The sequence below is a fragment of the Pseudomonas sp. PB106 genome, from assembly GCF_009764645.1.
Lineage (GTDB): Bacteria > Pseudomonadota > Gammaproteobacteria > Pseudomonadales > Pseudomonadaceae > Aquipseudomonas.
In genome coordinates this window covers 20,298-42,960 of record NZ_RWIM01000081.1, presented here as the reverse complement: position 1 = coordinate 42,960, position 22,663 = coordinate 20,298, and the positions used below count along the sequence as shown (strand labels likewise).

Sequence of the window (22,663 nt, the reverse complement as noted above, 5' to 3'; positions counted from 1 at the left end):
GCGTCTGAAAGATGATGAGCCGTTAATCAGTGCCTGAGTCGGTACGGTCGGGGAAGACGATATCGTCGGCAACCGCCTCCGGGCTCAGCCTGAGAATCGGCTTGCCGGCGATGTCCAGCGACTCGATCAGGTAGTCATATTCAAATTTGTTGTGGTAACCGTCGTGGGTGCGCGTCTCGATGTCGCTGCCTGTGGCGCCAGCGTGAGCGGCAATGTCCTTGATGTTCGCCGCTTTGGTCCGGCTGGAGTTCAGCAGCCAGAGGCGGTTGGCGGGGATCCCGTGGTCTTTTGGCACCGACAGATGCACTTCCAGATCGTCATCCGGCAGCCAGGAATCCTTGCTGCCACCCTTGGCATTGAAAACCCGGTTTTCCTCGCGCAATACCACCTCCATGCCACGGCTATCGATGACGTAAACGAAATTGACCCTTTGTTTGCGGCGGATCATGTCGCTGTTGTCATCCGAACCGGAGGTTGGCGAGGACACCGAACTGTCGTCATCTGATGAAGCGGATTCCTCGTAGGTTTTGTTCGGGTTTCGCGGTGGTCTCGAGTCGGTCTGGTAGTTGTACTTCAGGTATTCATGAGGCGGGGAGCCGTTGTATCCGTAGTTCGAGAGATGACTGTGCGTCCCGCTCAATGTCGCGCTCATCGGTGTGCCCGTCGTCGAGCCAGCATCATGTTTCATTCGCGGCAGCATTTCGCCGTCCTTGGCCAGTTCGAACAATGTACGGTCATCGACCCTGAACAGCGCCGGGATATCGTCGCGATACAGCAAACCGTTGACGTTGCGACGGTAGCCCAGTGAATCCAGAAAGCCGTGAAGAAAGTCTGGACTGACACTTTCCTCAAAGCCATCGAGGCTTTTCCAGTCGTAGGTTTCGTAGCGAATCGAGCGAGTCAGCGGTGCGATTTCCCGATGCAGTTGCGCGAAGCGCTGCGGGTCGGCCGGATCTTCGGATTGCCGTTGATGTTGTTGCAGCCAATTCGGCAGTTGCAGATTCGTGCTCAAGTCGTCGAGCAAGCGCACGTGCTCCTGAGCAGACAAGTTGTAAGCACGCAAGCGTTGAATGTTTTCTTCGGGCGTTGCTCGCGGATGCAGTTGTTTGAAAGCGCCTGCGAGCAGCGCAGTTCTCGCGCGGATAGCGTGCGGTCGGGTGGTGGTCCAGGTGGTAGCACCGTAGTTTTTATACAGGGTGGGGCCAGACGGTAACTTTTTCAGGAAGTCTGTCGCGCGGTACGCACCTAGGTTGCTGTCAAACTCGACGTGCACGGTGCCACCCTGTTCCAGATCGACGAACTTGCGCGACACGATGTAGCGAAAGCCGTCGTGATTGGCGGGTTGCATACCGCGCAGCATCGCTGGTTTCAAGTGGTAACTGGCGATCGCGCTACTGCTTGGCTGAGTCGCGTACACCGTTGGCAGATCGACGACGTCCATTGTCGATGCGCCGACGTGGGCATTCGCATCCATGACCGATCCGGTTGCGTCCAGATGAGTCAGGCCTTCACCGGTTAGAACCGTTGCATCCGTAAGCGGCGGGCGCAACAACGGCAGATCTACAGCAGAGTCTCGATGGGGAAGGGTATCGGGTACGTCAAGCCTGGGGCGTTTCGGGGCAGGTGATTTGGGTCGCATGGCGTCAATCCTTGACTGGCGTGATGTTTATCGACGCTGCGTCAGCGGTTTTTTGCGGCGCTGGGGGCTTGCCGATGCCCAAGTCCCGGAGCTGCACAGCGCGCGTCGGGCTATGGGTGACATGCCAGGTTTTGGAGCTTGCGTTGTAGTGGATTTTTTCCAAAGGAGTGGCCTTCAGATACAGGTTGTCCACCGGGGTCTCTTCATTTTCCAGCTCTTGTGCCAAGTAATGACGGTTGATTTCCTCGGCGATTGCGTCAATTGACTCATAGCCTGCAGCATCAATGGAAACCAGACTGATCGTCTCGAACAGATTGTTGACCCTGTAGCGATTTCCAGAAGCGAGGCAGACATCCACGGTTTCGATCGGCAACTCAGGATCGTCACTGTCCGGCAGGTAAACATGAATGCTGTTGATCTTCAGCAAACTGCCGCTGATGCTCAGTTGACTGCGCAGCACCGGCTTTTCGAGGTGCGCGGTGTAAATGACCCAGTTGGAAGAGCCGAAGGTGCGGGCGTCTTTTTCAGCCGTCGACAAATGAATGGAAATATTGCTGCTCGGGTAAATCTCGTAATACGCAGAGCGACCTTCCAGGTAATAGTCGCTGGCGTGCCGCATGTTTTTGAAGTCGATGCGCTGGGCAGAGTTTTTCAGGGTCAGTTTTTTGAGGCCGGGTTTGACGAAAAGATAGGTGCCGGCACGTTCGTGCAGGGCGAAACGGCTCTCGACGACTTTGTGACCCTGGGTTTTCGTGTCGTCCAGGTACGGCAGGTGGGGATAGGCGACTCGATAGGAAACGCCGTCACGCATGACCAGATTGAATCCGTGCGTTGCTTGCCAGATACCCACTCTGACCGAGGGGTAGGGCTCGTGAGCGCCGCCCTTGAAATCCAGGAACATGCTGTTGTCGAGTGACAGTACGGTGGCGCCACTCTTGAACAGAATGACCAAATGGATATTTTTGTGGATAAGTTTTTTGTAGATGTGCTCGGCAACCATTTCCACCTGGTAATGCGCACGGACTTCGGAAATGTCCTGACTGTCGTAATCGATGTAGACAGTGCTTAGCAGAGCTTTGTCGTGTTGTGTCGCGCTGAGGCTCGCGATAGCGGTATCCGCACTGACGTAAAAGAACGAATCGGCGTCCGTGGGGACTATCTGGTAATGGTTCAACACGGTCGGCGCAGTCTTTGGAGTGCCCGGGCTCAGTACGATGGCGTTGACGGAAAAGTTTTCGAGGTCGGCCGTTTCACCCGGCAGGTCGGGCTGCAGGTAGTAGCCATCCTGGGTGATGAATGTCCATTTATCGTTGCGTAATGTACGTTTGCCATTGATGGTCTGGTAGGCGCCTTCAATGCGCAGTGCCCTGCGTGGCAGACCGTGAGCATCGCCGCGCAACGATTCGATGATCAGAGCGTTGTCTTGAATCATCCAGCTCTGAATGGCCTCCAGGGAAACTCCCAGATACACCGTGCTGTGCGCCAGACCATCCTCACTCAGGGATACTTCGAGACTGTCACCACTGATCAGGTAGCTGTCATTGCCACCTTCGCCATCGACGATGGCGTTGTGGCTGTTGACGGAAATCTGGTCGTCACCGCCGCCAGCTTTGATGTAGTCGTCGCCATTGACCCCGATCTCTTCTGCCTTGTCGGTCCCGTAAACGTAGCTGGATGCGCCTTGGAGCGTCTGGACTTTTTCAAAGGATTCGATTTTCGAGTGCTGTGCGTCCAGTTCCGGTGCTTGCGAAGAGCGCAGGCTCAGTCTGCCTCTTGGCAGATCAACGACGAAGCCTTTGTAAGGCGGTGTTGTCGAGCTGAAGTTGCGCGGTACTTTGCCCTGTAGCCACAACAGGTCCTTGCCTTCGCCGCCATTCAGATGACCCCATTCAAGTGGTGTGGGTGCATGATCGAAATCAAGGGCTTCATGAGCATTTTGAAAGGCGAAAGTATCGTCGAGCTTCCCGCCGGTCAGCCTTTTCTTGCCCGAGCCGTACATGAATGTATTGGATTTGGCGGCCACGCCGGTCACATCGTCGTTGCCGCCGCCCAATTGCCACAGGATCCCTTTAGGCTTGTCCGGATCGACCTTGCCGAAGGTGATCTGATCATTGTCGGTCGGCAGGCCATCGCGGTAAGTATAGATATCGTCGGTGTCCTCCAGCGTCGGCGAGTCAACAGTGACGTAAGGGAGCTCTCCTGCAGCGGGATTCCAAGAGAATCTGGCGACTTGTTCGGATTTGAGCGATCTTTTGACTCGGCCGGTGACGATGGCCTCCATGGAATCTTTCAGCTCATTCTGGAGCCATTTGACGTTGCGCTTCTTGGTGGCCTTGAAGGTATCGACATAGGTTTTTTCAAGCTTGTAGCGGTCCATCACGTCCTGGTCCAGATCCTGCCCGGTAAACGCGAACCAGCCGGAGCGCAGGCTTTCGTGGAACGTCAGTTCGATGTAATCGTCGATGTCATCGACCACGCGCGCGGCGGCGTAGATCTTTGCGCCGATAATCATCACGGCAGCAGCGGCAAGGCCGACAGGGCCGGCATAGGAAAAACCGGCCAGCGCGGCAATGCCCAGGGTCAGCGAGAGGCCGGCGCTGACCACGCTCATGGCTCCGGTGACGTACAGATCCTGAGCTTTTTTGCCTTCGGCGACGGCCGCTTCGCTGAACGATTTGACGGCGGTATAGATATCAAAGGGCAGGGTCAGGACATTGGCGATCAACCCCGCCCCTCTGATCAATCGAAGGCCGGCGGTGGTTTTGCCGAATTGCTCGAAGGCCAGGGCGCCATTGCGAATCATGGCTTCGCCGGTTTTGCTCAGGGCATATTCCAGTCCGAGAGAGGCAATCTCGGCCATACCGCCGCCGGCATTGAGTCCGGCTTCGGCCCAATCGCGATTTTTCAGAGCCTCGAGCGTTCCCCTGTACGCGTTATACAGTCCAAAGGCCTGCATTCCGGCGCCCATTGAGGTCATCGCGCGACTTTTGGCCCGGTCGACCCACCCCGGCATCTGATCAAGGTGGGAGGCATCGTGAATGTCCAGACGTTGCACCGCGTTGAGGGTGTTGCTGATCTTGTCCATCTGCGCGGCGTGATCCCCCGCGGGCATTTTGCGCATCAGCGGGCCCGCCGTTTCAGAGCGCAGGGTGGCGAGTTCGAACATGAACGTCGAGACATTGTGGCTATCGGCGTCGGCGGCCGAAATCATGCGGGCGGTGACCTTGGACGGATCCAGCTCCAGCGCATCGTAAAAGGCTTGATCGGCGGTTTTGAAGTAAGTGTTGGCCGCTGTAATCGTTTTGCCGCCGACCTTGGCACCGAGCAAGTGGAGTTCTTCGCGGCTGACGGTGACCTGGCCAAATCTCAGGGGGCCGAAAAATTTATCAACGTCTTTCAGCTTCGGCATTTTGCCAGGGGGCGCAGTGTCTGTTGCGGGCGTTGTTTGCGCGAAGGCTTGGGTCGCAGCGCTTTGGCCTGGCGCCTCGATGTCGGTTATTTGCACCGAATCGGCGGACGTATTTTCGAGAAATGGTTTTGCCACGTTTATTACTCTCTTCCGTGAGAATGATTTAAAGGGTGAGCGCCCTCAATGTCGCACGGCTGGATATGACGGATCAGCCGCTTTTGTTTTGCAGGTTGTGTTGTTGTGTTTTGTAAGAATGATGTTTGTGGTGTTTATTGTGCGGGCAATAAACTCGGTTGTAGGGTGAGTGATCACGGAAATTCATCCGCGATGACGACAAGGAAGTGTCAGGAAATGAATATATATGAAGATGAATGGGCGTTTTGGGACGATATAGCCGGTAAATACATTTTCAAACATGCAGGAACCAATAACAACGCAAGTTATTTGATCGAGTCGGCGGGTGTTTATGCTGACTTGATGGTGGTTGAACGCCGTAAACGCAAGGTCGTACAGATGCCCAGTGGTGAACTGCCGCGCGTGTCGGCCACCGCCGCAAGTCTCGCCTCGCCTTTTTTGTCAGAGAAATCGGCATAAGTTATTTCTTGTTTATCGGTTATTAAGTGGCGGGTGAAATCATGAGTATCAACTCCAATAAAAATGCCTCGTTTTTGGCAAACCTTTTTCTTGAGGGGCGTCCTGTTGTACTTAATCAACAACGGTTGAAGTCGCGATTGCGCGATCCTCGATTGACCCGGCGTGAGCGTCTGGATACTGAAGTGAGTCTGGCCAGTGGCGAGGGGGTGAACTACTTGACCTTGGCTGATCATGAAGATGACAAGCCTTTATTATTTAAGTTTGTACCGAAAGATAACGGATTTGCCGTCATGACAATCCTCAAGGGAGAGTATGACGAGCGTTTTCTCAGCGTTGCCCAAGGTACGCGTCATGTCGTTGCTGGCGATGATCGAAACAATCTGTTCAGCCTGTCCAACGGCAAAACCACAGCAGCGAATTTCACCGATCTGCAGAAAGGCCCGAGTTACGTTCACTTGGGTGTAGCAGGCCGATTGCTGTATCTGGGGCTCGAAGGCGGCAAGCACTATTTCAAGGATGCCGATCCCAATGCTACCGGGCACGACGCCTTCAACGGAACGCCGGCGGTGTTTGTGCTGAAAATCGTGGCTCAGTCGGAGTGAGCTGACGAGCGCACCGGAGTGCGCTGCGTCTGGTTGAATCAATAGGCGTAGCGCGTCATTACGTGAGGCAAGTAGCGCAGCAGGAAGAAACCGAAGAGGGCAACCAGCGCCGGTAACAGCAGCCACCAGACTTTCTGTGGCATGGCGACCAGCGGCTCACGGCGCTGACTGAGCCACAGGCTCGCGGCGCAGACGCAGGCCGCCAGCATCGCACCGGCAAGAATATCCGTCGGCCAGTGCGCGCCCAGATACACCCGCGACAGGGCAATCGCCAGCGCCGGAATGCACCCGACCAGCAGCCAGGTCAGGCGCATTCTCGGCGGTTGCCCGCGACCGGCCAGCACCGCCAAAGTCAGAAACAACGCAAATGAACCGGACGCATGGCCGCTGGGCATGCTGTAACTGGTCAGTGGTTCGGTGAGAACTTCCGGGCGTACCCGGGCGAAGAAATATTTGGTGCCGGTGTTGGCCAACGCCGTGACCAGCAGCGTGCTGCCGGCAAATATCGCCTGACGCCATTGCCGGCACAGCAGCAAAATGCCGGTCAGCAGGGCGCTGAACATGAACATGTTGCGGAACTCACCGATCAGGGTGAAGGCCACCGCCAGTTCATCCAGCACCGGTTGGCGATGCTCCTGCACCAGAGTCATCACGCCTTGGTCGAGCGCGGTCAGGTACGGGTAGCCAATGAACAGGCCGATCAGAATCGCCAGGCTCATGCTGCTGATCCACACCGTCGCGCGACGGTGACGGCGCAGGCTGCTGTTGACGCTGAGCCCAACCATCACCGCGATGCTGGCGGCGACGATGCCGGCTTCAAGCCAGAAACCTTCCGGCAGCGGCAGACGAATCGCCGCGCCGGTAGCCCAGCCCGGCAGCAGATAAGCGATGCTCCACCCTGCGGCGGCCAGCAGGCTGACGGCGGCGAAACGCGGAAAGGGCATGTCGCACATGCCGGCAACCATCGGCAGCATTGGCCGCAATGGGCCGATGAAGCGCCCGACCAAAAGACTGGCGATGCCGTAGCGCTGGAAGTAGCTCTCGGCCCCGGCCATCCACTCCGGGTGATGGCGCAATCCCGGCAGGCGGCGGATGTTCTGATGGAAGTGGCGACCGAGGAAATACGAAATCACATCGCCGAGAATCCCGCCAAGGAAACCCAAGAGCAGGGTTTCGCTCAACGACAACGCGCCGCTGCCGGCCAGCACGGCCACGGCAAACAGCAACACCGTGCCCGGCACGATCAATCCGGCAATCGCCAGACACTCGACAAAAGCGACGATCAATACCGCTGCAGCCAGCCACTGCGGATTGGCTGCCAGCCAGCCGGTTATGCTATCGAGCCATGGGCCCATACCAAAAAACTCCAAACCATTGATGATCCCCATGTAGGAGCTGCCGAAGGCTGCGATCTGTTGATCTTGATCCTGAAAACCAGATCAAAAGATCGCAGCCTTCGGCAGCTCCTACAGGAGTGTGTGTTTACAGCAGGAAATAATCCCGGCCTTCGACCTGACCCCGGCGCAGCGGGTTCCGCGTGCACCATTGCGCGTAGGCGGCGTCGACGAAGCGGTACAGCAGGTGTTCGTCACGGCCATGGGGAATGCCCAGTCGCGTGGTTTGAATGATGTGCGAGGGCGCCGGTCCGGTGTCTTCAACCAGCAGCATTTCATGATCGAAGCGCTTGGCGTCCCACATCGGCACCTTTAGCCCCAGCGCCTTGCACAGCAACGTCTGCCCGGCGCAGAGTTTCTGCGACGGTCGCGCGTGCCCCTGGGCGTCAGGGTTGTTCAGCAGCATCTGCGCCAGACTCGCCGGGCCGCTGATTTCATCGACCCACGGATACGCCGATTTGATCAGCACGGCGTTTCCCGGCCCTTGGGCGCTGAAATTCAGCGAATCGCCGCCACGGGCGTAATACATATAGATGTGGCCGCCATCCAGAAACAAAGCCTTACGCTTTTCCGTGTAGCCGAGTGACGCGTGACTGCCTTTTTCCGCGCAGTAATAGGCTTCGGTTTCGATGATCCGCGCGCTCAGCCACAGATCGCCGACCCGATGGCGGATCACTTTGCCGAGAAGATCCTTGGCCAATACTTGGGCATCGCGGTCGAAAAAAGCGTCCGGAAGCCCCAGCGGCTGGCGCTCGGCGTGGTTGCGAACAGTCAGAGTGGACATGGCAAGCGGTGTTTATCCAGGCTGCAGAGGTCGTGATGATAACAATTTGAGTCTTAATCACCGCTGAACGTTGGCTATTTGTAGTCCATTTCGACCATCCGCCCGTCACCGCTGTTAGTCCCGGGACGCGACAGCTATAATCTGCCGCTTTCCTCTTTGCCAAGACCCCAGCAGACCATGACTGAGTCCGTTCTTGACTACATGACCCGATTGGGTCGCGCCGCCCGCGAAGCTTCCCGGGTCATCGGCCGTGCCAGCACTGCGCAGAAAAACCGCGCCTTGCAGGCGGCTGCCAATGCACTGGACGCTGCCCGCGCCGAGCTGGCAGCAGCCAATGAGCAGGATCTGGCTGCCGGTCGCGCCAATGGTCTGGAGCCGGCATTGCTGGAGCGTCTGGAACTGACCCCGGCTCGTATCGACGGCATGATCGTCGGCCTGCGTCAGGTGGCTGCGCTGCCGGATCCGGTCGGCGCGATCCGTGACATGAGCTTCCGTCCGTCGGGCATTCAGGTCGGCAAGATGCGTGTGCCGCTGGGCGTGATCGGGATCATCTACGAATCCCGTCCCAACGTGACCATCGATGCCGCCAGCCTGTGCCTGAAGTCCGGCAACGCGACGATTTTGCGCGGTGGCTCCGAGGCGATTCACTCCAACCGCGCGATCGCCGCGTGCATCCAGCGCGGTCTGGCCGAAGCCGAACTGCCCGCCGCTGTGGTGCAAGTGGTCGAAACCACTGACCGTGCCGCCGTCGGCGCGATGATCACCATGCCCGAGTACGTCGATGTGATCGTGCCACGTGGCGGCCGAGGCCTGATCGAGCGCATCAGCCGCGACGCCCGCGTGCCGGTGATCAAGCATCTGGACGGCATCTGCCACGTTTACGTCAGTGCCCACGCCGATCTGCCGAAAGCCCAGCGCATCGCCTTCAATGCCAAGACCTATCGCTATGGCATCTGCGGTGCAATGGAGACGCTGCTGGTCGACCAGACTGTTGCCAAGGATTTCCTGCCATCGATGGCTGCCCAGTTCCGCGAAAAGGGCGTCGAGCTGCGTGGCTGCGAGCGCACTCGGGCGATCATCGACGCCGTTGCCGCCAGCGAAGACGACTGGAACACCGAGTATCTGGCGCCGATTCTGTCGATCCGCGTGGTCGACGGTCTGGACCAGGCCATTGAACACATCAACCATTACGGCTCCCATCACACCGACTCGATCGTCAGCGAAAACCTCGCCGACACGCGGCGGTTTGTGGCGGAAGTCGACTCGGCGTCGGTGATGATCAATACCCCGACATGCTTTGCCGATGGATTTGAATACGGATTGGGTGCCGAGATCGGCATTTCTACTGATAAGCTGCACGCCCGCGGCCCGGTGGGTCTGGAAGGACTGACCTGCGAGAAGTATGTCGTGGTCGGTGATGGCCAGTTGCGCGGCCAGGCGACGGTCTGACTTGACCGACCTTGACCTGACAGCGCCGACACCCGGCAGCGAAACCCGTCCGCGACGCATTGGCGTGCTGGGCGGTACGTTCGATCCGGTGCACATCGGCCATTTGCGCGGTGGCCTGGAAGTCGCCGAAGCGCTGGCGCTCGATGAGCTGCGTCTGACGCCGAGCGCGCGGCCGCCGCATCGCGGTACGCCGCAAGTGTCGGCGCAGAATCGGCTGGCGATGGTCGAGTGTGCGGTGGCCGGAGTGCCGCCTCTGGTGGTGGATGCCCGCGAACTGCAGCGGGACAAACCGTCCTACACCATTGATACCCTGGAGTTGATGCGTGCCGAAATGCCCGCAGAAACCCAGGTTTTTCTGCTTTTGGGCTGGGACGCATTTTGCGGCCTGCCCACTTGGCACCGCTGGGAAGAGTTGCTCCAGCATTGCCACATCCTGGTGCTACAGCGCCCGGACGCCGACAGCGAACCGCCGGATGCCTTGCGCAACCTGCTGGCAGCGCGTTCGGTGAGCGACCCGCTGGCCCTGAAGGGGCCGAGCGGACAGATTGCATTCGTCTGGCAGACACCGCTCGCGGTTTCCGCCACCCAGATCCGTCAACTGCTGGCCAGCGGTAAGTCGGTACGTTTCCTGGTGCCCGACGCGGTCCTGGCCTACATCGATGCGCACGGTCTTTACCGTGCGTCGAACTGAGCAAGGCGTGCTTCACTGATACGAATCACCGTATCCCAAGCCGCCGAATATATGAGCAAAACGAGTTTTATATGACTGACAAAGATCAAACCAAAGTAAAGCGCAAAGGCACATTCAAGAGCGCCCCGCTGCCAGAGCCGGTCAACACCAACGAGCCGCTGAAAGGCGATGAACTGGTCAAGCTGGCGGTAGCCGCGCTGGAAGACGTCAAGGCGCAAGACATCCAGATCATCGATGTTCGCGACAAGCAGAGCATCACTGACTACATGATCATCGCTACCGGTACTTCCAACCGCCAGATCAACGCGATGCTCGACAAGGTTCGCGAAGAAGTCAAAAAGCAGGGCGCCAAGCCGCTGGGCGAAGAAGGCAAGGGCGACAGCGACTGGGTGCTGTTGGACCTGGACCTGGTGATCGTGCACATGATGACTGCCTCGGCACGTCAGTTCTACGACCTGGAGCGCCTGTGGGCCGGTGCCGAGCAAAGCCGTGCGGCAGATGCCAAGCACCACAGCCCGGAAAACACCCACGAGCATTTCACCAAGCTCAACAAAGACCAGCTGTAAGGGATTGCTGTGCGACTGCGCCTGATCGCCGTCGGTTCACGCATGCCCAAGTGGGTGGAAGAAGGCTGGCATGAATATGCCAAGCGTCTTCCGTCCGAGCTGGCGCTGGAACTGGTGGAAATACCGCTCAACACCCGTGGCAAAAATGCCGACGTGGCCCGTTTCATCCGCCAGGAAGGCGAAGCCATGCTGGCCAAGGTCGGGCAGAACGAGCGGATCGTCACGCTGGAAGTCCACGGCAAACCCTGGAGCACTGAGCAACTGGCGGTCGAACTCGACCGTTGGCGGCTGGATTCGCGCACGGTCAATTTCATGGTCGGTGGCCCGGAAGGGCTGGCGCCGGAAGTCTGTGCCCGTGCCGATCAGCGTTGGTCGTTGTCGCCGCTGACGTTGCCGCACCCGCTGGTGCGGATCCTGATCGGCGAACAGTTGTACCGTGCCTGGACCGTGCTGTCCGGTCACCCTTACCACAAGTAATCCAGCCCTCATGTCTCAGCCGATCCGCATCAAGGACCACGAAAAGGACGCACGCCTGGTGCGTAGCCGCGTCGTGTTCGGGGCCATTGCGATCATGCTGTTGATCGGCGTGCTGATTGCGCGGCTGTATTACTTGCAGGTGATTCAGTATGAGTATCACTCGACGCTGTCGGAGAACAACCGCGTCCACGTGCAGCCGATTCCGCCAACGCGCGGGCTGATTTTCGACCGCAACGGCGTGGTAGTGGCGGACAACCGTCCAAGCTTCAGCCTGAGCATGACCCGCGAGCGCTCCGGCGACTGGCAGCAAGTGCTCGACGTCATCGTCGAAGTGCTGGAACTGACGCCCGAGGACCGGGTGATCTTCGAGAAACGCATGCGTCAGGGGCGCCGGCCATTCGAACCGGTGCCAATCCTGTTCGAGCTGACCGAAGAGCAGATCGCCCGCATCGCGGTGAATCAGTTCCGCCTGCCGGGCGTGGAAGTGGTCGCGCAACTGGTCCGTCACTACCCGCAGGGCGCGCACTTTGCGCACTCGGTGGGCTATATGGGGCGGATCAACGAGAAAGAGCTGAAGAGCCTCGATCCGGTCAACTACAGCGGCACCCACCACATCGGCAAAACCGGCATCGAGCGTTTCTACGAGCCGGAATTGCACGGCCAGGTCGGTTACGAAGAAGTCGAGACCAACGCCCGTGGCCGCGTCTTGCGCGTGCTCAAGCGCACCGACCCGATTCCCGGCAAGGACATCGTCCTCAGCCTGGACATCAAGTTGCAGGAAGCGGCCGAAGCCGCGCTCGGCGGGCGTCGTGGCGCGGTGGTTGCGCTCGATCCGAAGACCGGCGAAGTGCTGGCGATGGTCAGTCAGCCGAGCTTCGACCCGAACCTGTTCGTCACCGGCATCAGCTTCAAGGCCTACGCCGAGTTGCGCGATTCCATCGACCGACCGCTGTTCAACCGCGTGCTGCGCGGTCTGTATCCGCCGGGCTCGACGATCAAGCCTGCGGTGGCAATTGCCGGTCTTGATTCCGGTGTGGTGACGGCATCCAGCCGGGTGTTCGACCCGGGCTACTACATGCTGCCCAACTACGATCACAAATACCGTAACTGGAACCGCACCGGTGATGGCTTCGTCGACCTCGACACCGCGATCATGCGGTCCAACGACACCTACTTCTATGACCTGGCGCACAAGCTCGGCATCGATCGGCTGTCGACCTACATGAACAAGTTCGGCATCGGCCAGAAGGTCTCGCTGGACATGTTCGAAGAATCCCCCGGCCTGATGCCCTCCCGCGAGTGGAAGCGAGCGACACGCAAGCAGGCGTGGTTCCCTGGCGAAACCCTGATCCTCGGGATCGGCCAGGGCTATATGCAATCGACCCCGCTGCAACTGGCCCAGGCCACGGCGCTGGTCGCCAACAAAGGCATCTGGAATCGTCCGCACCTGGCCAAATCCCTCGAAGGGGTGAAGCCGGTGGATGAAAACCCGATGCCGGACATTGTGCTGCGTGATCCGTCGGACTGGACCAAGGTCAACCACGGCATGCAACAGGTGATGCACGGTGCTCGCGGCACGGCGCGCAAAGCGGCGATTGGTGCGCAATATCGCATCGCTGGCAAGTCCGGTACGGCGCAGGTTGTCGCGATCAAGCAGGGCGAGAAATACGACCGCTCCAAGGTTCAGGAACGCCACCGCGACCACGCCTTGTTCGTCGGTTTCGCCCCGGCGGATGATCCGCGGATCGTCGTTTCGGTGATGGTCGAGAACGGTGAGTCCGGTTCCGGCGTCGCTGCACCCGTGGTGCGTCAGGTCATGGACGCCTGGCTACTCGATCAGGACGGACGTTTGAAGGCCGAATACGCCAGCCCAATCAGTGCGGAGGCTACGGCCCGTGATGAATAATTTTGATCGCATGCTCTCCAGTGAGGATGTGATGCGTCGCCGCGCGACGCTGCTGCAAAGACTGCATATCGATGGCCCGTTGCTGATCCTGCTGCTGATCCTCGCTGCTGGCAGTCTGTTCGTGCTGTATTCGGCCAGCGGCAAGAGCTGGGACCTGCTGGCCAAACAGGCCACTTCGTTCGGTATCGGGCTGGTGTCGATGATCGTCATCGCCCAGTTCGAGCCGCGTTTCATGGCGCGCTGGGTGCCGCTGGGGTACGTGATTGGTGTTGTGCTGCTGTTGGTGGTGGACATCATGGGCCACAACGCCATGGGCGCGACGCGCTGGATCAACATCCCCGGGGTGATCCGCTTCCAGCCCTCGGAGTTCATGAAAATCCTGATGCCGGCGACCATTGCCTGGTATCTGTCCAAGCGCACGTTGCCGCCGCAGCTCAAACACGTCGGCATCAGCCTGATGCTGATCGGTGTGCCGTTCATATTGATCGTGCGGCAGCCTGATCTCGGGACTTCGCTGCTGATTCTCGCCGGCGGCGCGTTCGTGCTGTTCATGGGCGGACTGCGCTGGCGCTGGATTCTCAGCGTGCTGGCGGCGGCAGTCCCGGTGTCGGTGGCGATGTGGTTTTTCATCATGCACGACTACCAGAAGCAGCGAATCCTGACCTTCCTCGACCCCGAGAGCGATCCATTGGGAACGGGCTGGAACATCATTCAGTCGAAAGCCGCGATCGGTTCCGGCGGCGTATTCGGTAAAGGCTGGTTGCTCGGCACCCAGTCGCACCTCGACTTCCTGCCGGAAAGTCATACCGACTTCATCATTGCCGTGCTCGGCGAAGAGTTCGGTCTGGTGGGCATTTGCGCCCTGTTGCTGATCTATCTGTTGCTGATTGGCCGGGGGCTGGTGATCACCGCTCAGGCGCAAACGCTGTTCGGCAAATTGCTCGCCGGCGCGCTGACCATGACGTTTTTTGTTTACGTTTTCGTCAACATCGGTATGGTCAGTGGCCTGTTGCCGGTTGTGGGGGTGCCGTTGCCGTTCATTAGCTACGGAGGAACTTCGCTGGTAACGCTGCTGTCAGCGTTTGGGGTTTTGATGTCGATCCATACCCATCGCAAGTGGATCGCACAGGTTTGAATAAGGTGAAGAGTGCAATGCAAGTAATGCGTGGCTGGGCGACTCGATGCGCGCCAGTGGTAGGCCTGATGGGCCTCCTGGGCAGCATGCAGGAAGCGCTGGCCGGCGAATACGAAGGCTCGCCTCAGGTGGCCGAATTCGTCGGTGAAATGACCCGCGACTACGGTTTCGCCGGTGAGCAATTGATGGCGGTGTTCCGCGAGGCTCAGCGCAAGCAGGCGATTCTCGATGCCATCTCCAGACCCGCCGAGCGGGTTAAACAGTGGAAAGAATACCGCCCGATGTTCATCACCGACGCGCGCATTGCTCGTGGTGTGGATTTCTGGCGTCAGCACGAGGCGACTTTGGCCCGTGCCGAGCAGGAATACGGCGTGCCGGCACAAGTCATCGTGTCGATCATCGGCGTTGAAACCTTTTTCGGACGTAATACCGGTAATTACCGGGTGATCGATGCCTTGTCGACGCTCGGTTTCGACTATCCTCCCCGTGCCGAATTTTTCCGCAAGGAACTGCGTGAGTTTCTGCTGCTGGCCCGTGAAGAACAGGTCGATCCTTTGACCCTCAAAGGCTCGTACGCCGGGGCGATGGGCTTGCCGCAGTTCATGCCGAGCAGCTTTCGCGCCTATGCGGTGGATTTCGACGGTGACGGCCACATCAATATCTGGAACAACCCGGATGATGCGATCGGCAGCGTCGCCAGCTACTTCAAGCGTCACGGCTGGGTCGCCGGTGAGCCGGTGGTCAGCCGCGCCGATGTCCGTGGCGAGCAGGTCGATGAAGGCCTGACCACCGGTATCGAGCCGACGAAAACGGTCGGAGAGTTGCGGGCGCTGGGCTGGTCAAGTCATGATGCGCTGCGCGATGATATGCCGGTGACTGCATTTCGCCTCGAAGGCGACAACGGCCCTGAATACTGGATGGGCCTGAAGAATTTCTACGCGATCACGCGTTATAACCGCAGCGTGATGTACGCCATGGCCGTACATCAACTGTCTGAACAGCTGGTACAAGCACGGGGCGTCAAGTAATGCAGGCATTGCCTAACAGTAAACCCCTGAAGCTGCTGGCCTTCGCTGCGTTGGCAGTGTTGGTCGCCAGTTGTTCGACCAGCCGCTCGCCAACGCAGAAAACCTCCAATACCGCCGTGCGGGCGCAGCCTGGCCTGGACATCAACCGCGCGCACAAAGACGGCGCGCCATGGTGGGACGTCGATGTTTCGCGCATCCCGGATGCCACGCCGACCCTGCACACCGGCCCGTACAAGGCCAACCCGTACACCGTACTGGGCAAGACCTATTTCCCGTTGCAGGAATCCAAGACTTACGTCGCTTCGGGCACGGCGTCCTGGTACGGCACCAAGTTCCATGGTCAGAACACCGCCAACGGCGAGGTCTACGACCTCTACGGCATGAGCGCCGCCCACAAGACATTGCCACTGCCGAGTTACGTTCGGGTGACCAACCTGGACAACAACCGCACAGTGATTCTGCGGGTCAACGACCGTGGGCCGTTCTACTCCGACCGGATCATCGACTTGTCCTACGCCGCCGCGAAAAAGCTTGGCTACGCCGAAACCGGCACCGCGCGGGTCAAGGTCGAAGGCATTGATCCCCAGCAGTACTGGGCCGCGAAAGGCCGTCCGGCGCCGCTGATGCTCAACGAGCCGCAAGTGGCGCAGAATAGCGCCCCGGTAATCACCGCCTCGGCCGGCACCGTCGAGCAGTGGACACCGCCGCCGCAGCAACATGCCTCTGACACCGTTCCGGTGCCGATGAGCGCAAAAAAAAACGCTTCTGCAACAGCAACTGGCCAGTATCTGCAGGTGGGCGCGTTCGCCAACCCGGACGCTGCAGAACTGCTGAGGTCGAAGCTCAGCGGGATGGTGAGCGCTCCGGTGTTCATCAGTTCGATCGTGCGCAATCAGCAGACTCTGCACCGGGTGCGCCTGGGGCCGATCGGTTCGCCGGGTGAAATTGCCCAGGTACAGAACAGCGTGCGCCTGGCCAACCTTGGTTCGCCAAGTGTGGTCACCGAGTAAGCAAAACGTAGAACTTGATTGACGATTCGCCAGCGATTGGGGGGTGAATCAGGTTGTTGGCTCGTCGAAGAACAAAAGCCCGGCAAGGGTGACTGGAGTGAGCAACTGAACACGCGATGGCTCGTTAGAAAGTCATCTGATTAAATTTTGTCCGCAAGGACAGTTTCCATTAGCGATTTCGAGAGACGGATGAACATCACCACCTTTGCCAAACGCCTGTGTCTGCTAGTCCCGCTGCTCCTCTCGCCAGCCGCCTTCGCGGCCGAGATGATGCCGTCGCCACCGCAACTGGCCGCCAAAGCCTACGTTCTGATGGATGCCAGCAGCGGCAACGTGCTGGTCGAGAACAATGGCGATCAGCGTCTGCCACCGGCCAGCCTGACCAAGCTGATGACCGCGTACATCGCGACCCTGGAAATCCGTCGCGGCCAGATCGGTGAAAACGATCCGGTGACCGTCAGCGAAAACGCCTGGCGCACCGGCGGTTCGCGGATGTTCATCAAGGTTGGCTCGCAGGTTACTGTCAGCGACCTGCTGCACGGCATCATCATCCAGTCCGGCAACGATGCCAGCGTCGCGCTGTCCGAGCACATCGCCGGCAGCGAAGACGCTTTCGCCGACCTGATGAACAAGACTGTGACTGATCTGGGCATGACCAACACCCACTTCATGAACCCGACCGGTCTGCCAAACCCTGAGCACTACTCGTCGGCTCACGACATGGCGATCCTGGCCCGTGCGATCATCCACGAAGACCCGGCTCACTACGCGATCTACTCGCAGAAAGAGTTCTTCTGGAACGGTATCAAGCAGCCTAACCGCAACCTGCTGCTGTGGCGTGACAAGACCGTCGACGGTCTGAAAACCGGTCACACCGACGAAGCCGGCTACTGCATGGTGTCCTCGGCTGTGCGTGACGGTCAGCGCCTGATCGCCGTGGTGTTCGGCACCAACAGCGAAGTGGCCCGTGCTGCTGAAACCCAGAAGCTGCTGACGTATGGCTTCCGCTTCTTCGAAACCCAGACCTTCTATCAGAAGGGTACCGAACTGGCTCAGGCCCCGGTGTGGAAAGGCACCACCAATCAAGTCAAGGCCGGCCTGGCTGAAGACCTGACCATGACCCTGCCAAAAGGCCAGCTGAAGAAGCTTGCTGCGAGCATGACCATGAACCCGCAACTGGTTGCGCCAATCGCCAAGGGCGACGTGATCGGTAAAGTCGAAGTCAAACTGGAAGACAAGGTCGTGCACAGCGCTGACCTGATCGCTCTGGATGGCGTCGAGGAGGGTGGTATCTTCCGCCGCATGTGGGATAGCATCCGTCTATTCTTCTACGGCTTGTTCAACTGATTTGTGTTGACCTGCATGGCCCCGCCCCGATCCGGCGCGGGGCCATGTGCGTTACCACGGCTTGCGCTCTAGAGGCCGTTACGCCATGACCGATACCGAAGTAAAGGCGCCAAAGATCGAATTCCCTGTCACGGATTATCCCGTTAAGGTGATCAGCGATACCGGTGTGGGCAACAAAGACAAGATCATCGACATCGTCAAGAAACACGCGACCATCAATGATGAGCGCATCGACGAGCGTCAAAGCACCAACGGCAAGTACACCACCATTCAGTTGCACATCGTCGCGACCGACCAGGATCAGCTGTACAACATCAACAGCGAACTGCGGGCGACCGGCTTCGTGCACATGGTGTTGTGATGCCGGGCACGCTGGGCTTTCGTGAGCTCGGCCAGATGGCTTACGAGCCGGTCTGGCATGCCATGCAACGTTTTACCAACGAACGCGGCAGCGATGCCGCCGACGAAATCTGGCTCGTCGAACACCCGCCGGTGTTCACTCAGGGCCAGGCCGGCAAGGCCGAACATCTGCTACTGCCGGGTGATATCCCGGTGGTGCAGGTCGATCGCGGCGGGCAGGTGACTTATCATGGTCCCGGCCAGTTGGTGGCCTACCTGCTGCTGGATGTACGCAAGCTGGGTTTCGGCGTGCGTGATCTGGTCAGTCGCATGGAGCTTTGCCTGATTGAATTGCTGGCCAGCTACGGGGTGACCGCAGCGGCCAAGCCAGACGCTCCCGGCGTGTACGTCGACGGAGCGAAAATCGCTTCTCTGGGTTTGCGGATTCGCCACGGTTGTTCCTTTCATGGCCTGGCCCTGAACGTGGATATGAACCTGGAACCGTTTCGACGGATTAATCCCTGCGGCTATGCCGGGCTGGCGATGACCCAGCTGAGCGACCACGCAGGATCGATTGAATTTGCCGAGGTAAGTGCCCGGCTGCGCGCGCAGCTCGTCAAACACCTCGACTATGCTGAGCAGACGACCCTGACGGGCGGAATCGACTGATATGACTACTGATGCAGTGCAAACCATGATCCCGACGCTCGACGTGACCGAGCGCCCGGCCCCGCGTCCCAAGGTAGAAGCCGGCGTCAAGCTGCGCGGCGCCGAGAAGGTTGCACGCATCCCGGTAAAGATCATTCCGACCACCGAACTGCCGAAAAAACCTGACTGGATCCGCGTGCGCATCCCGGTTTCGCCGGAAGTCGACCGTATCAAGAGCCTGCTGCGCAAACACAAGCTGCACAGCGTTTGCGAAGAAGCGTCCTGCCCGAACCTTGGCGAGTGCTTCTCCGGCGGCACCGCGACCTTCATGATCATGGGTGACATCTGCACCCGTCGCTGCCCGTTCTGCGACGTCGGCCACGGTCGTCCGAAACCACTGGACGTCAACGAGCCGGAAAGCCTGGCCATCGCCATTGCCGACCTCAAGCTCAAGTACGTGGTGATCACCTCGGTTGACCGTGACGACCTGCGTGACGGCGGTGCCCAGCACTTTGCCGATTGCATCCGCGAGATCCGCAAACTGTCGCCGAACGTGCAACTTGAAACGCTGGTCCCGGACTACCGTGGCCGCATGGACGTCGCGCTGGAAATCACCGCCGCCGAGCCGCCGGATGTGTTCAACCACAACCTGGAAACCGTGCCGCGCCTGTACAAGGCTGCGCGCCCGGGTTCGGACTACCAGTGGTCGCTGACCCTGCTGCAACGCTTCAAGCAGATGATGCCGCACATCCCGACCAAATCCGGCCTGATGCTGGGTCTGGGCGAGACCGACGAAGAAGTCATCGAAGTGATGAAGCGCATGCGCGAACACGACATCGACATGCTGACCCTCGGTCAGTACTTGCAGCCGTCGCGCAGCCACTTGCCGGTGCAGCGTTTCGTGCACCCGGACACCTTCGCCTGGTTCGCCGAGGAAGGTTACAAGATGGGCTTCAAGAACGTTGCCTCGGGCCCGCTGGTACGTTCCTCGTACCATGCCGACGAGCAGGCGAAACTGGTCAAGGCTGAGCTGCTGGGTTCCTGATCCGCCGCTGAACGTAAAAAATGCCCGCGAGACTTGAGTCTTCGCGGGCATTTTTTTACCTGTCCTACGCCAGGCGCTGACTTTTCCTGCAATGCGCGGGGCAGCAGAGCCTCTTCTGTTTCCTGCCGTTCCTGACTACTGTGTGGGCATGAGTTCACACAGGGAGATCCATGGATGACCGTTCGACCCACCCACACGCTTTTTCCCCATAAACCGGTACCGGCGTTGCCGTCAGAAGGTTTGATCGGCGTGATTGCGCCGGCCGGCCCTGGCGCGCTGGACACTGACAAAGCGGTGCAATGGATGCGCGCCCGGGGTTATGGGCTGAAAGTATTTCCTGGCGTCTACGCGAAGGACGGCTATCTGGCCGGGAGTGATGACGTTCGCCTCAACGATCTGCACGCCGCGTTCGCAGATCAGCAAGTTGACGCGATCATCTGCCTGCGCGGTGGTTACGGCACACCACGCCTGCTCGACCGCATCGACTACGATCTGCTGAGCCGTAACGCCAAACCGTTTGTCGGCTACAGCGACATCACCGCACTGCATCTGGCCATCAGTCGATATGCCGGGTTCGTGACCTTTCACGGGCCGCTGCTCAATGCCGATCTGCTGGGGGACAAGGAACCGCCGACGGTTACTTCGTTCTTCGCCATGCTGCGCGGCCAGTTGAAGGCGGGCAGTGTGCTCAGTCACCCGGTGGCGTATCCGTTGACCACCGTTGAACCTGGTATCGCCCACGGGCGGCTGCTGGGCGGCAATCTTGCGATGATCGCGGCCACCTTGGGCACGCCATACGAAATTGACGTCGAAGGCGTGATTCTGCTGATTGAGGACATCAACGAGCCGTTGTATCGCATTGATCGCCTGCTGACTCAAATGCGTCTGGCTGGCAAGTTGGCAAAGCTGCGCGGAGTGTTGGTCGGGGATGTGGCGGGAGTGGATGTCGCGGCGTTGAACCGCTTGCTCAAGCAGACATTTGAACCGTTGCGGATTCCGGTGTTATCGGGGTGGCGTAGCGGGCATTGCGATCCGAACCTGACGCTGCCGATGGGCGCGCTGGTGCGGCTGGATGCGGGGAAGCAGGAATTGATGCTGGAGCAGGATGTGGTGATCAAGGCTTAAAGGCTAGTCGCCTGATAGTCAGTCTTCGCGAGCAAGCTCGCTCCCACATTTGATCTGTGGCGTTCACAGAATCCATGTGGGAGCGAGCTTGCTCGCGAAGGCGCCATCAGCCCTGCAACCTACCCATTATTGGGTACGCAGGCTTTCCAGCAACTTATGCGTCGGATACCCATCCGCCGGCCAGCCAAACGACTGCTGGGCACTGCGAATCGCCTTGCGCGTATTGGCGCCGATGATCCCGTCAGCAGTGCCTGCATCGTAATTGCGCGCACTCAACAGTGTTTGCAACTCGATGCGCTCGGTGCGGCTCAGCGGCAGATCGTCTTTCGGCCAGGTGCCGTTGATCAAGCCACCGCCATTGAAACGCTCGGACAACAGGCTCACTGCCAGCGCGTAAGACGACGAGTTGTTGTACTTGAGGATCGCCCGGAAGTTATCGAGGATCAGGAACGCCGGCCCGCGATAGCCAGCCGGTAGCAGCAGGGCGGCGGACAGTTGTTCCGAGCCTGCCGGAACCTGCGCGCCGTTTGGCAGAATCACGCCCAACTGACGCCACTCGGCAACGCTCTTGCGAATCGCGCCATCGGCCAGCGTGTAGTTGAAGCTGCTCGGCAGTTGGACTTCGAAGCCCCACGGCTGGCCACGTTGCCAGCCAGAGCTTTGCAGGTAATGCGCGGTGGACGCCAGCGCATCCGCCGGGCTGCCCCAGATGTCGCGGCGACCGTCACCGTCGAAATCCACGGCGTGGGTGTTGTAGGTGGTCGGAATGAACTGGGTCTGGCCCATCGCGCCGGCCCAGGAGCCGAGCATCTTCTCCGGCGTGATATCGCCCTGTTGCAGGATCTGCAGGGCCGCAATCAGTTGCGCATGGGCAAAGCCCGGGCGCCGGCCTTCGTAGGCGAGGGTGGCCAGTGAGTTGATCACTGACTTGCTGCCCTGGAACTGGCCGAAATTGCTCTCCATGCCCCACACCGACACCAGCGCCTGGCGATCAACGCCATAACGCTGTTCGATGCTTTGCAGAATGTCAGCGTACTGGTTGATCAGCGCCTGACCTTTGCGTACGCGCAGCGGCGAGAGCGCGCCATCGAGGTATTCCCACACCGGACGGGAAAATTCCGGCTGGCTGCGGTCGGCGCGAATCACGCTGGCATCGAAGCTGACATTGGCAAAGGCGCGGTCAAACAGATCAGGACTGATCCCTGCGGCCAGCGCGTCCTTGCGGAACCCCGCCTGCCATTCGGCAAAGGTCTGGGTCGGCTGAAGATCGAGAGGGTCGGCGGACGGCACTACCGGCGGAATGATCGCTGGGGCCGTGGCAACAGGGGCGGCTTGAAGAGGTTGCGCGTCGGCGGCGGTAGGTTTTTCCGCGCAGGCGACAAGCAGAATGAAGCTGGAGGCAGCGATCATCTGGCGAACAGGCCAGCGACGGGAAAGACTTAGGGGCATGCACAGTTCCAGGAAAACGAATCAGG

At 59.4% G+C, this 22,663-nt stretch carries 20 protein-coding genes; 15 read left to right on the top strand and 5 right to left on the bottom strand.

What is annotated here, in order from left to right; all coding sequences use genetic code 11:
- Window positions 1-22: 22 nt before the first annotated feature.
- Both EJA71_RS11095 and EJA71_RS11090 read right to left on the bottom strand, forming a co-directional pair.
- Window positions 23-1,474, bottom strand: coding sequence for a hypothetical protein (locus tag EJA71_RS11095; RefSeq protein WP_158956770.1), 1,452 nt, complete (start codon window positions 1,472-1,474; stop codon window positions 23-25).
- Window positions 1,475-1,643: 169 nt separating this feature from the next.
- On the bottom strand, window positions 1,644-4,967 hold the full coding sequence (locus EJA71_RS11090) for a calcium-binding protein (protein ID WP_158956768.1): 3,324 nt from the start codon (window positions 4,965-4,967) through the stop codon (window positions 1,644-1,646).
- Between the two features lie 432 nt (window positions 4,968-5,399).
- On the opposite strand from EJA71_RS11090, the gene EJA71_RS11085 reads away from it, so the two are divergent.
- Complete coding sequence (locus tag EJA71_RS11085) at window positions 5,400-5,642, top strand: hypothetical protein (RefSeq protein ID WP_158956766.1); 243 nt, start codon at window positions 5,400-5,402, stop codon at window positions 5,640-5,642.
- Between the two features lie 41 nt (window positions 5,643-5,683).
- Window positions 5,684-6,244 carry a hypothetical protein gene (locus tag EJA71_RS11080; RefSeq protein ID WP_158956764.1) on the top strand — a complete coding sequence of 187 codons (561 nt, stop codon included), beginning with the start codon at window positions 5,684-5,686 and terminating at the stop codon, window positions 6,242-6,244.
- A 38-nt stretch (window positions 6,245-6,282) separates the two neighbouring features.
- Here the strand turns inward: EJA71_RS11080 and EJA71_RS11075 are convergent, their stop codons facing one another.
- A complete protein-coding gene (locus EJA71_RS11075; RefSeq protein WP_158956762.1) occupies window positions 6,283-7,599 on the bottom strand; it encodes a bifunctional DedA family/phosphatase PAP2 family protein in 1,317 nt (438 codons plus the stop codon).
- 127 nt (window positions 7,600-7,726) lie between these two features.
- Window positions 7,727-8,422, bottom strand: a complete 696-nt coding sequence (locus EJA71_RS11070; RefSeq protein ID WP_158956760.1) for a DNA-3-methyladenine glycosylase — start codon at window positions 8,420-8,422, stop codon at window positions 7,727-7,729.
- A 177-nt stretch (window positions 8,423-8,599) separates the two neighbouring features.
- On the opposite strand from EJA71_RS11070, the gene EJA71_RS11065 reads away from it, so the two are divergent.
- The 13 genes from EJA71_RS11065 (at window position 8,600) to EJA71_RS11005 (ending at window position 21,188) form a co-directional block, all read left to right on the top strand.
- The gene (locus EJA71_RS11065) at window positions 8,600-9,871 is read left to right on the top strand and encodes a glutamate-5-semialdehyde dehydrogenase (RefSeq protein WP_158956758.1); all 1,272 of its coding nucleotides are present in this window, start codon (window positions 8,600-8,602) and stop codon (window positions 9,869-9,871) included.
- Window positions 9,840-10,562: a nicotinate-nucleotide adenylyltransferase gene (gene nadD, locus EJA71_RS11060; protein WP_158956871.1), complete on the top strand. Its 723-nt coding sequence runs from the start codon at window positions 9,840-9,842 to the stop codon at window positions 10,560-10,562. Before EJA71_RS11065 ends, nadD begins: the two co-directional genes overlap by 32 nt.
- Before the next feature lie 71 nt (window positions 10,563-10,633).
- Window positions 10,634-11,128, top strand: a complete 495-nt coding sequence (rsfS, locus tag EJA71_RS11055; RefSeq protein WP_016986117.1) for a ribosome silencing factor — start codon at window positions 10,634-10,636, stop codon at window positions 11,126-11,128.
- Between the two features lie 9 nt (window positions 11,129-11,137).
- On the top strand, window positions 11,138-11,605 hold the full coding sequence (gene rlmH, locus EJA71_RS11050; RefSeq protein WP_009051038.1) for a 23S rRNA (pseudouridine(1915)-N(3))-methyltransferase RlmH: 468 nt from the start codon (window positions 11,138-11,140) through the stop codon (window positions 11,603-11,605).
- A gap of 10 nt (window positions 11,606-11,615) precedes the next feature.
- On the top strand, window positions 11,616-13,511 hold the full coding sequence (gene mrdA / locus EJA71_RS11045; RefSeq protein WP_158956756.1) for a penicillin-binding protein 2: 1,896 nt from the start codon (window positions 11,616-11,618) through the stop codon (window positions 13,509-13,511).
- Between the two features lie 31 nt (window positions 13,512-13,542).
- Window positions 13,543-14,646, top strand: coding sequence for a rod shape-determining protein RodA (rodA, locus tag EJA71_RS11040; protein WP_178113679.1), 1,104 nt, complete (start codon window positions 13,543-13,545; stop codon window positions 14,644-14,646).
- 17 nt (window positions 14,647-14,663) lie between these two features.
- Window positions 14,664-15,674, top strand: coding sequence for a lytic murein transglycosylase B (mltB, locus tag EJA71_RS11035; protein WP_008087906.1), 1,011 nt, complete (start codon window positions 14,664-14,666; stop codon window positions 15,672-15,674).
- Entirely contained in the window at window positions 15,674-16,684 is a 1,011-nt protein-coding gene (locus EJA71_RS11030) for a septal ring lytic transglycosylase RlpA family protein (RefSeq protein ID WP_158956752.1), read from the top strand. Before mltB ends, EJA71_RS11030 begins: the two co-directional genes overlap by 1 nt.
- Window positions 16,685-16,873: 189 nt before the next feature.
- Complete coding sequence (locus tag EJA71_RS11025; RefSeq protein ID WP_122592696.1) at window positions 16,874-18,031, top strand: D-alanyl-D-alanine carboxypeptidase family protein; 1,158 nt, start codon at window positions 16,874-16,876, stop codon at window positions 18,029-18,031.
- 85 nt (window positions 18,032-18,116) lie between these two features.
- Window positions 18,117-18,392 (top strand): DUF493 domain-containing protein, encoded by a 276-nt coding sequence (locus EJA71_RS11020; RefSeq protein WP_039761816.1) that lies wholly within the window; start codon window positions 18,117-18,119, stop codon window positions 18,390-18,392.
- A complete protein-coding gene (gene lipB / locus EJA71_RS11015; protein ID WP_008087909.1) occupies window positions 18,392-19,039 on the top strand; it encodes a lipoyl(octanoyl) transferase LipB in 648 nt (215 codons plus the stop codon). The genes EJA71_RS11020 and lipB overlap by 1 nt, the downstream gene beginning before the upstream one ends.
- 25 nt (window positions 19,040-19,064) lie before the next feature.
- Window positions 19,065-20,063 (top strand): lipoyl synthase, encoded by a 999-nt coding sequence (gene lipA / locus EJA71_RS11010; protein WP_161986515.1) that lies wholly within the window; start codon window positions 19,065-19,067, stop codon window positions 20,061-20,063.
- A 174-nt stretch (window positions 20,064-20,237) separates the two neighbouring features.
- The gene (locus EJA71_RS11005; protein ID WP_158956750.1) at window positions 20,238-21,188 is read left to right on the top strand and encodes an LD-carboxypeptidase; all 951 of its coding nucleotides are present in this window, start codon (window positions 20,238-20,240) and stop codon (window positions 21,186-21,188) included.
- A 126-nt stretch (window positions 21,189-21,314) separates the two neighbouring features.
- Here the strand turns inward: EJA71_RS11005 and EJA71_RS11000 are convergent, their stop codons facing one another.
- Window positions 21,315-22,637 carry a lytic murein transglycosylase gene (locus EJA71_RS11000; RefSeq protein WP_158956748.1) on the bottom strand — a complete coding sequence of 441 codons (1,323 nt, stop codon included), beginning with the start codon at window positions 22,635-22,637 and terminating at the stop codon, window positions 21,315-21,317.
- Window positions 22,638-22,663 lie beyond the last annotated feature (26 nt).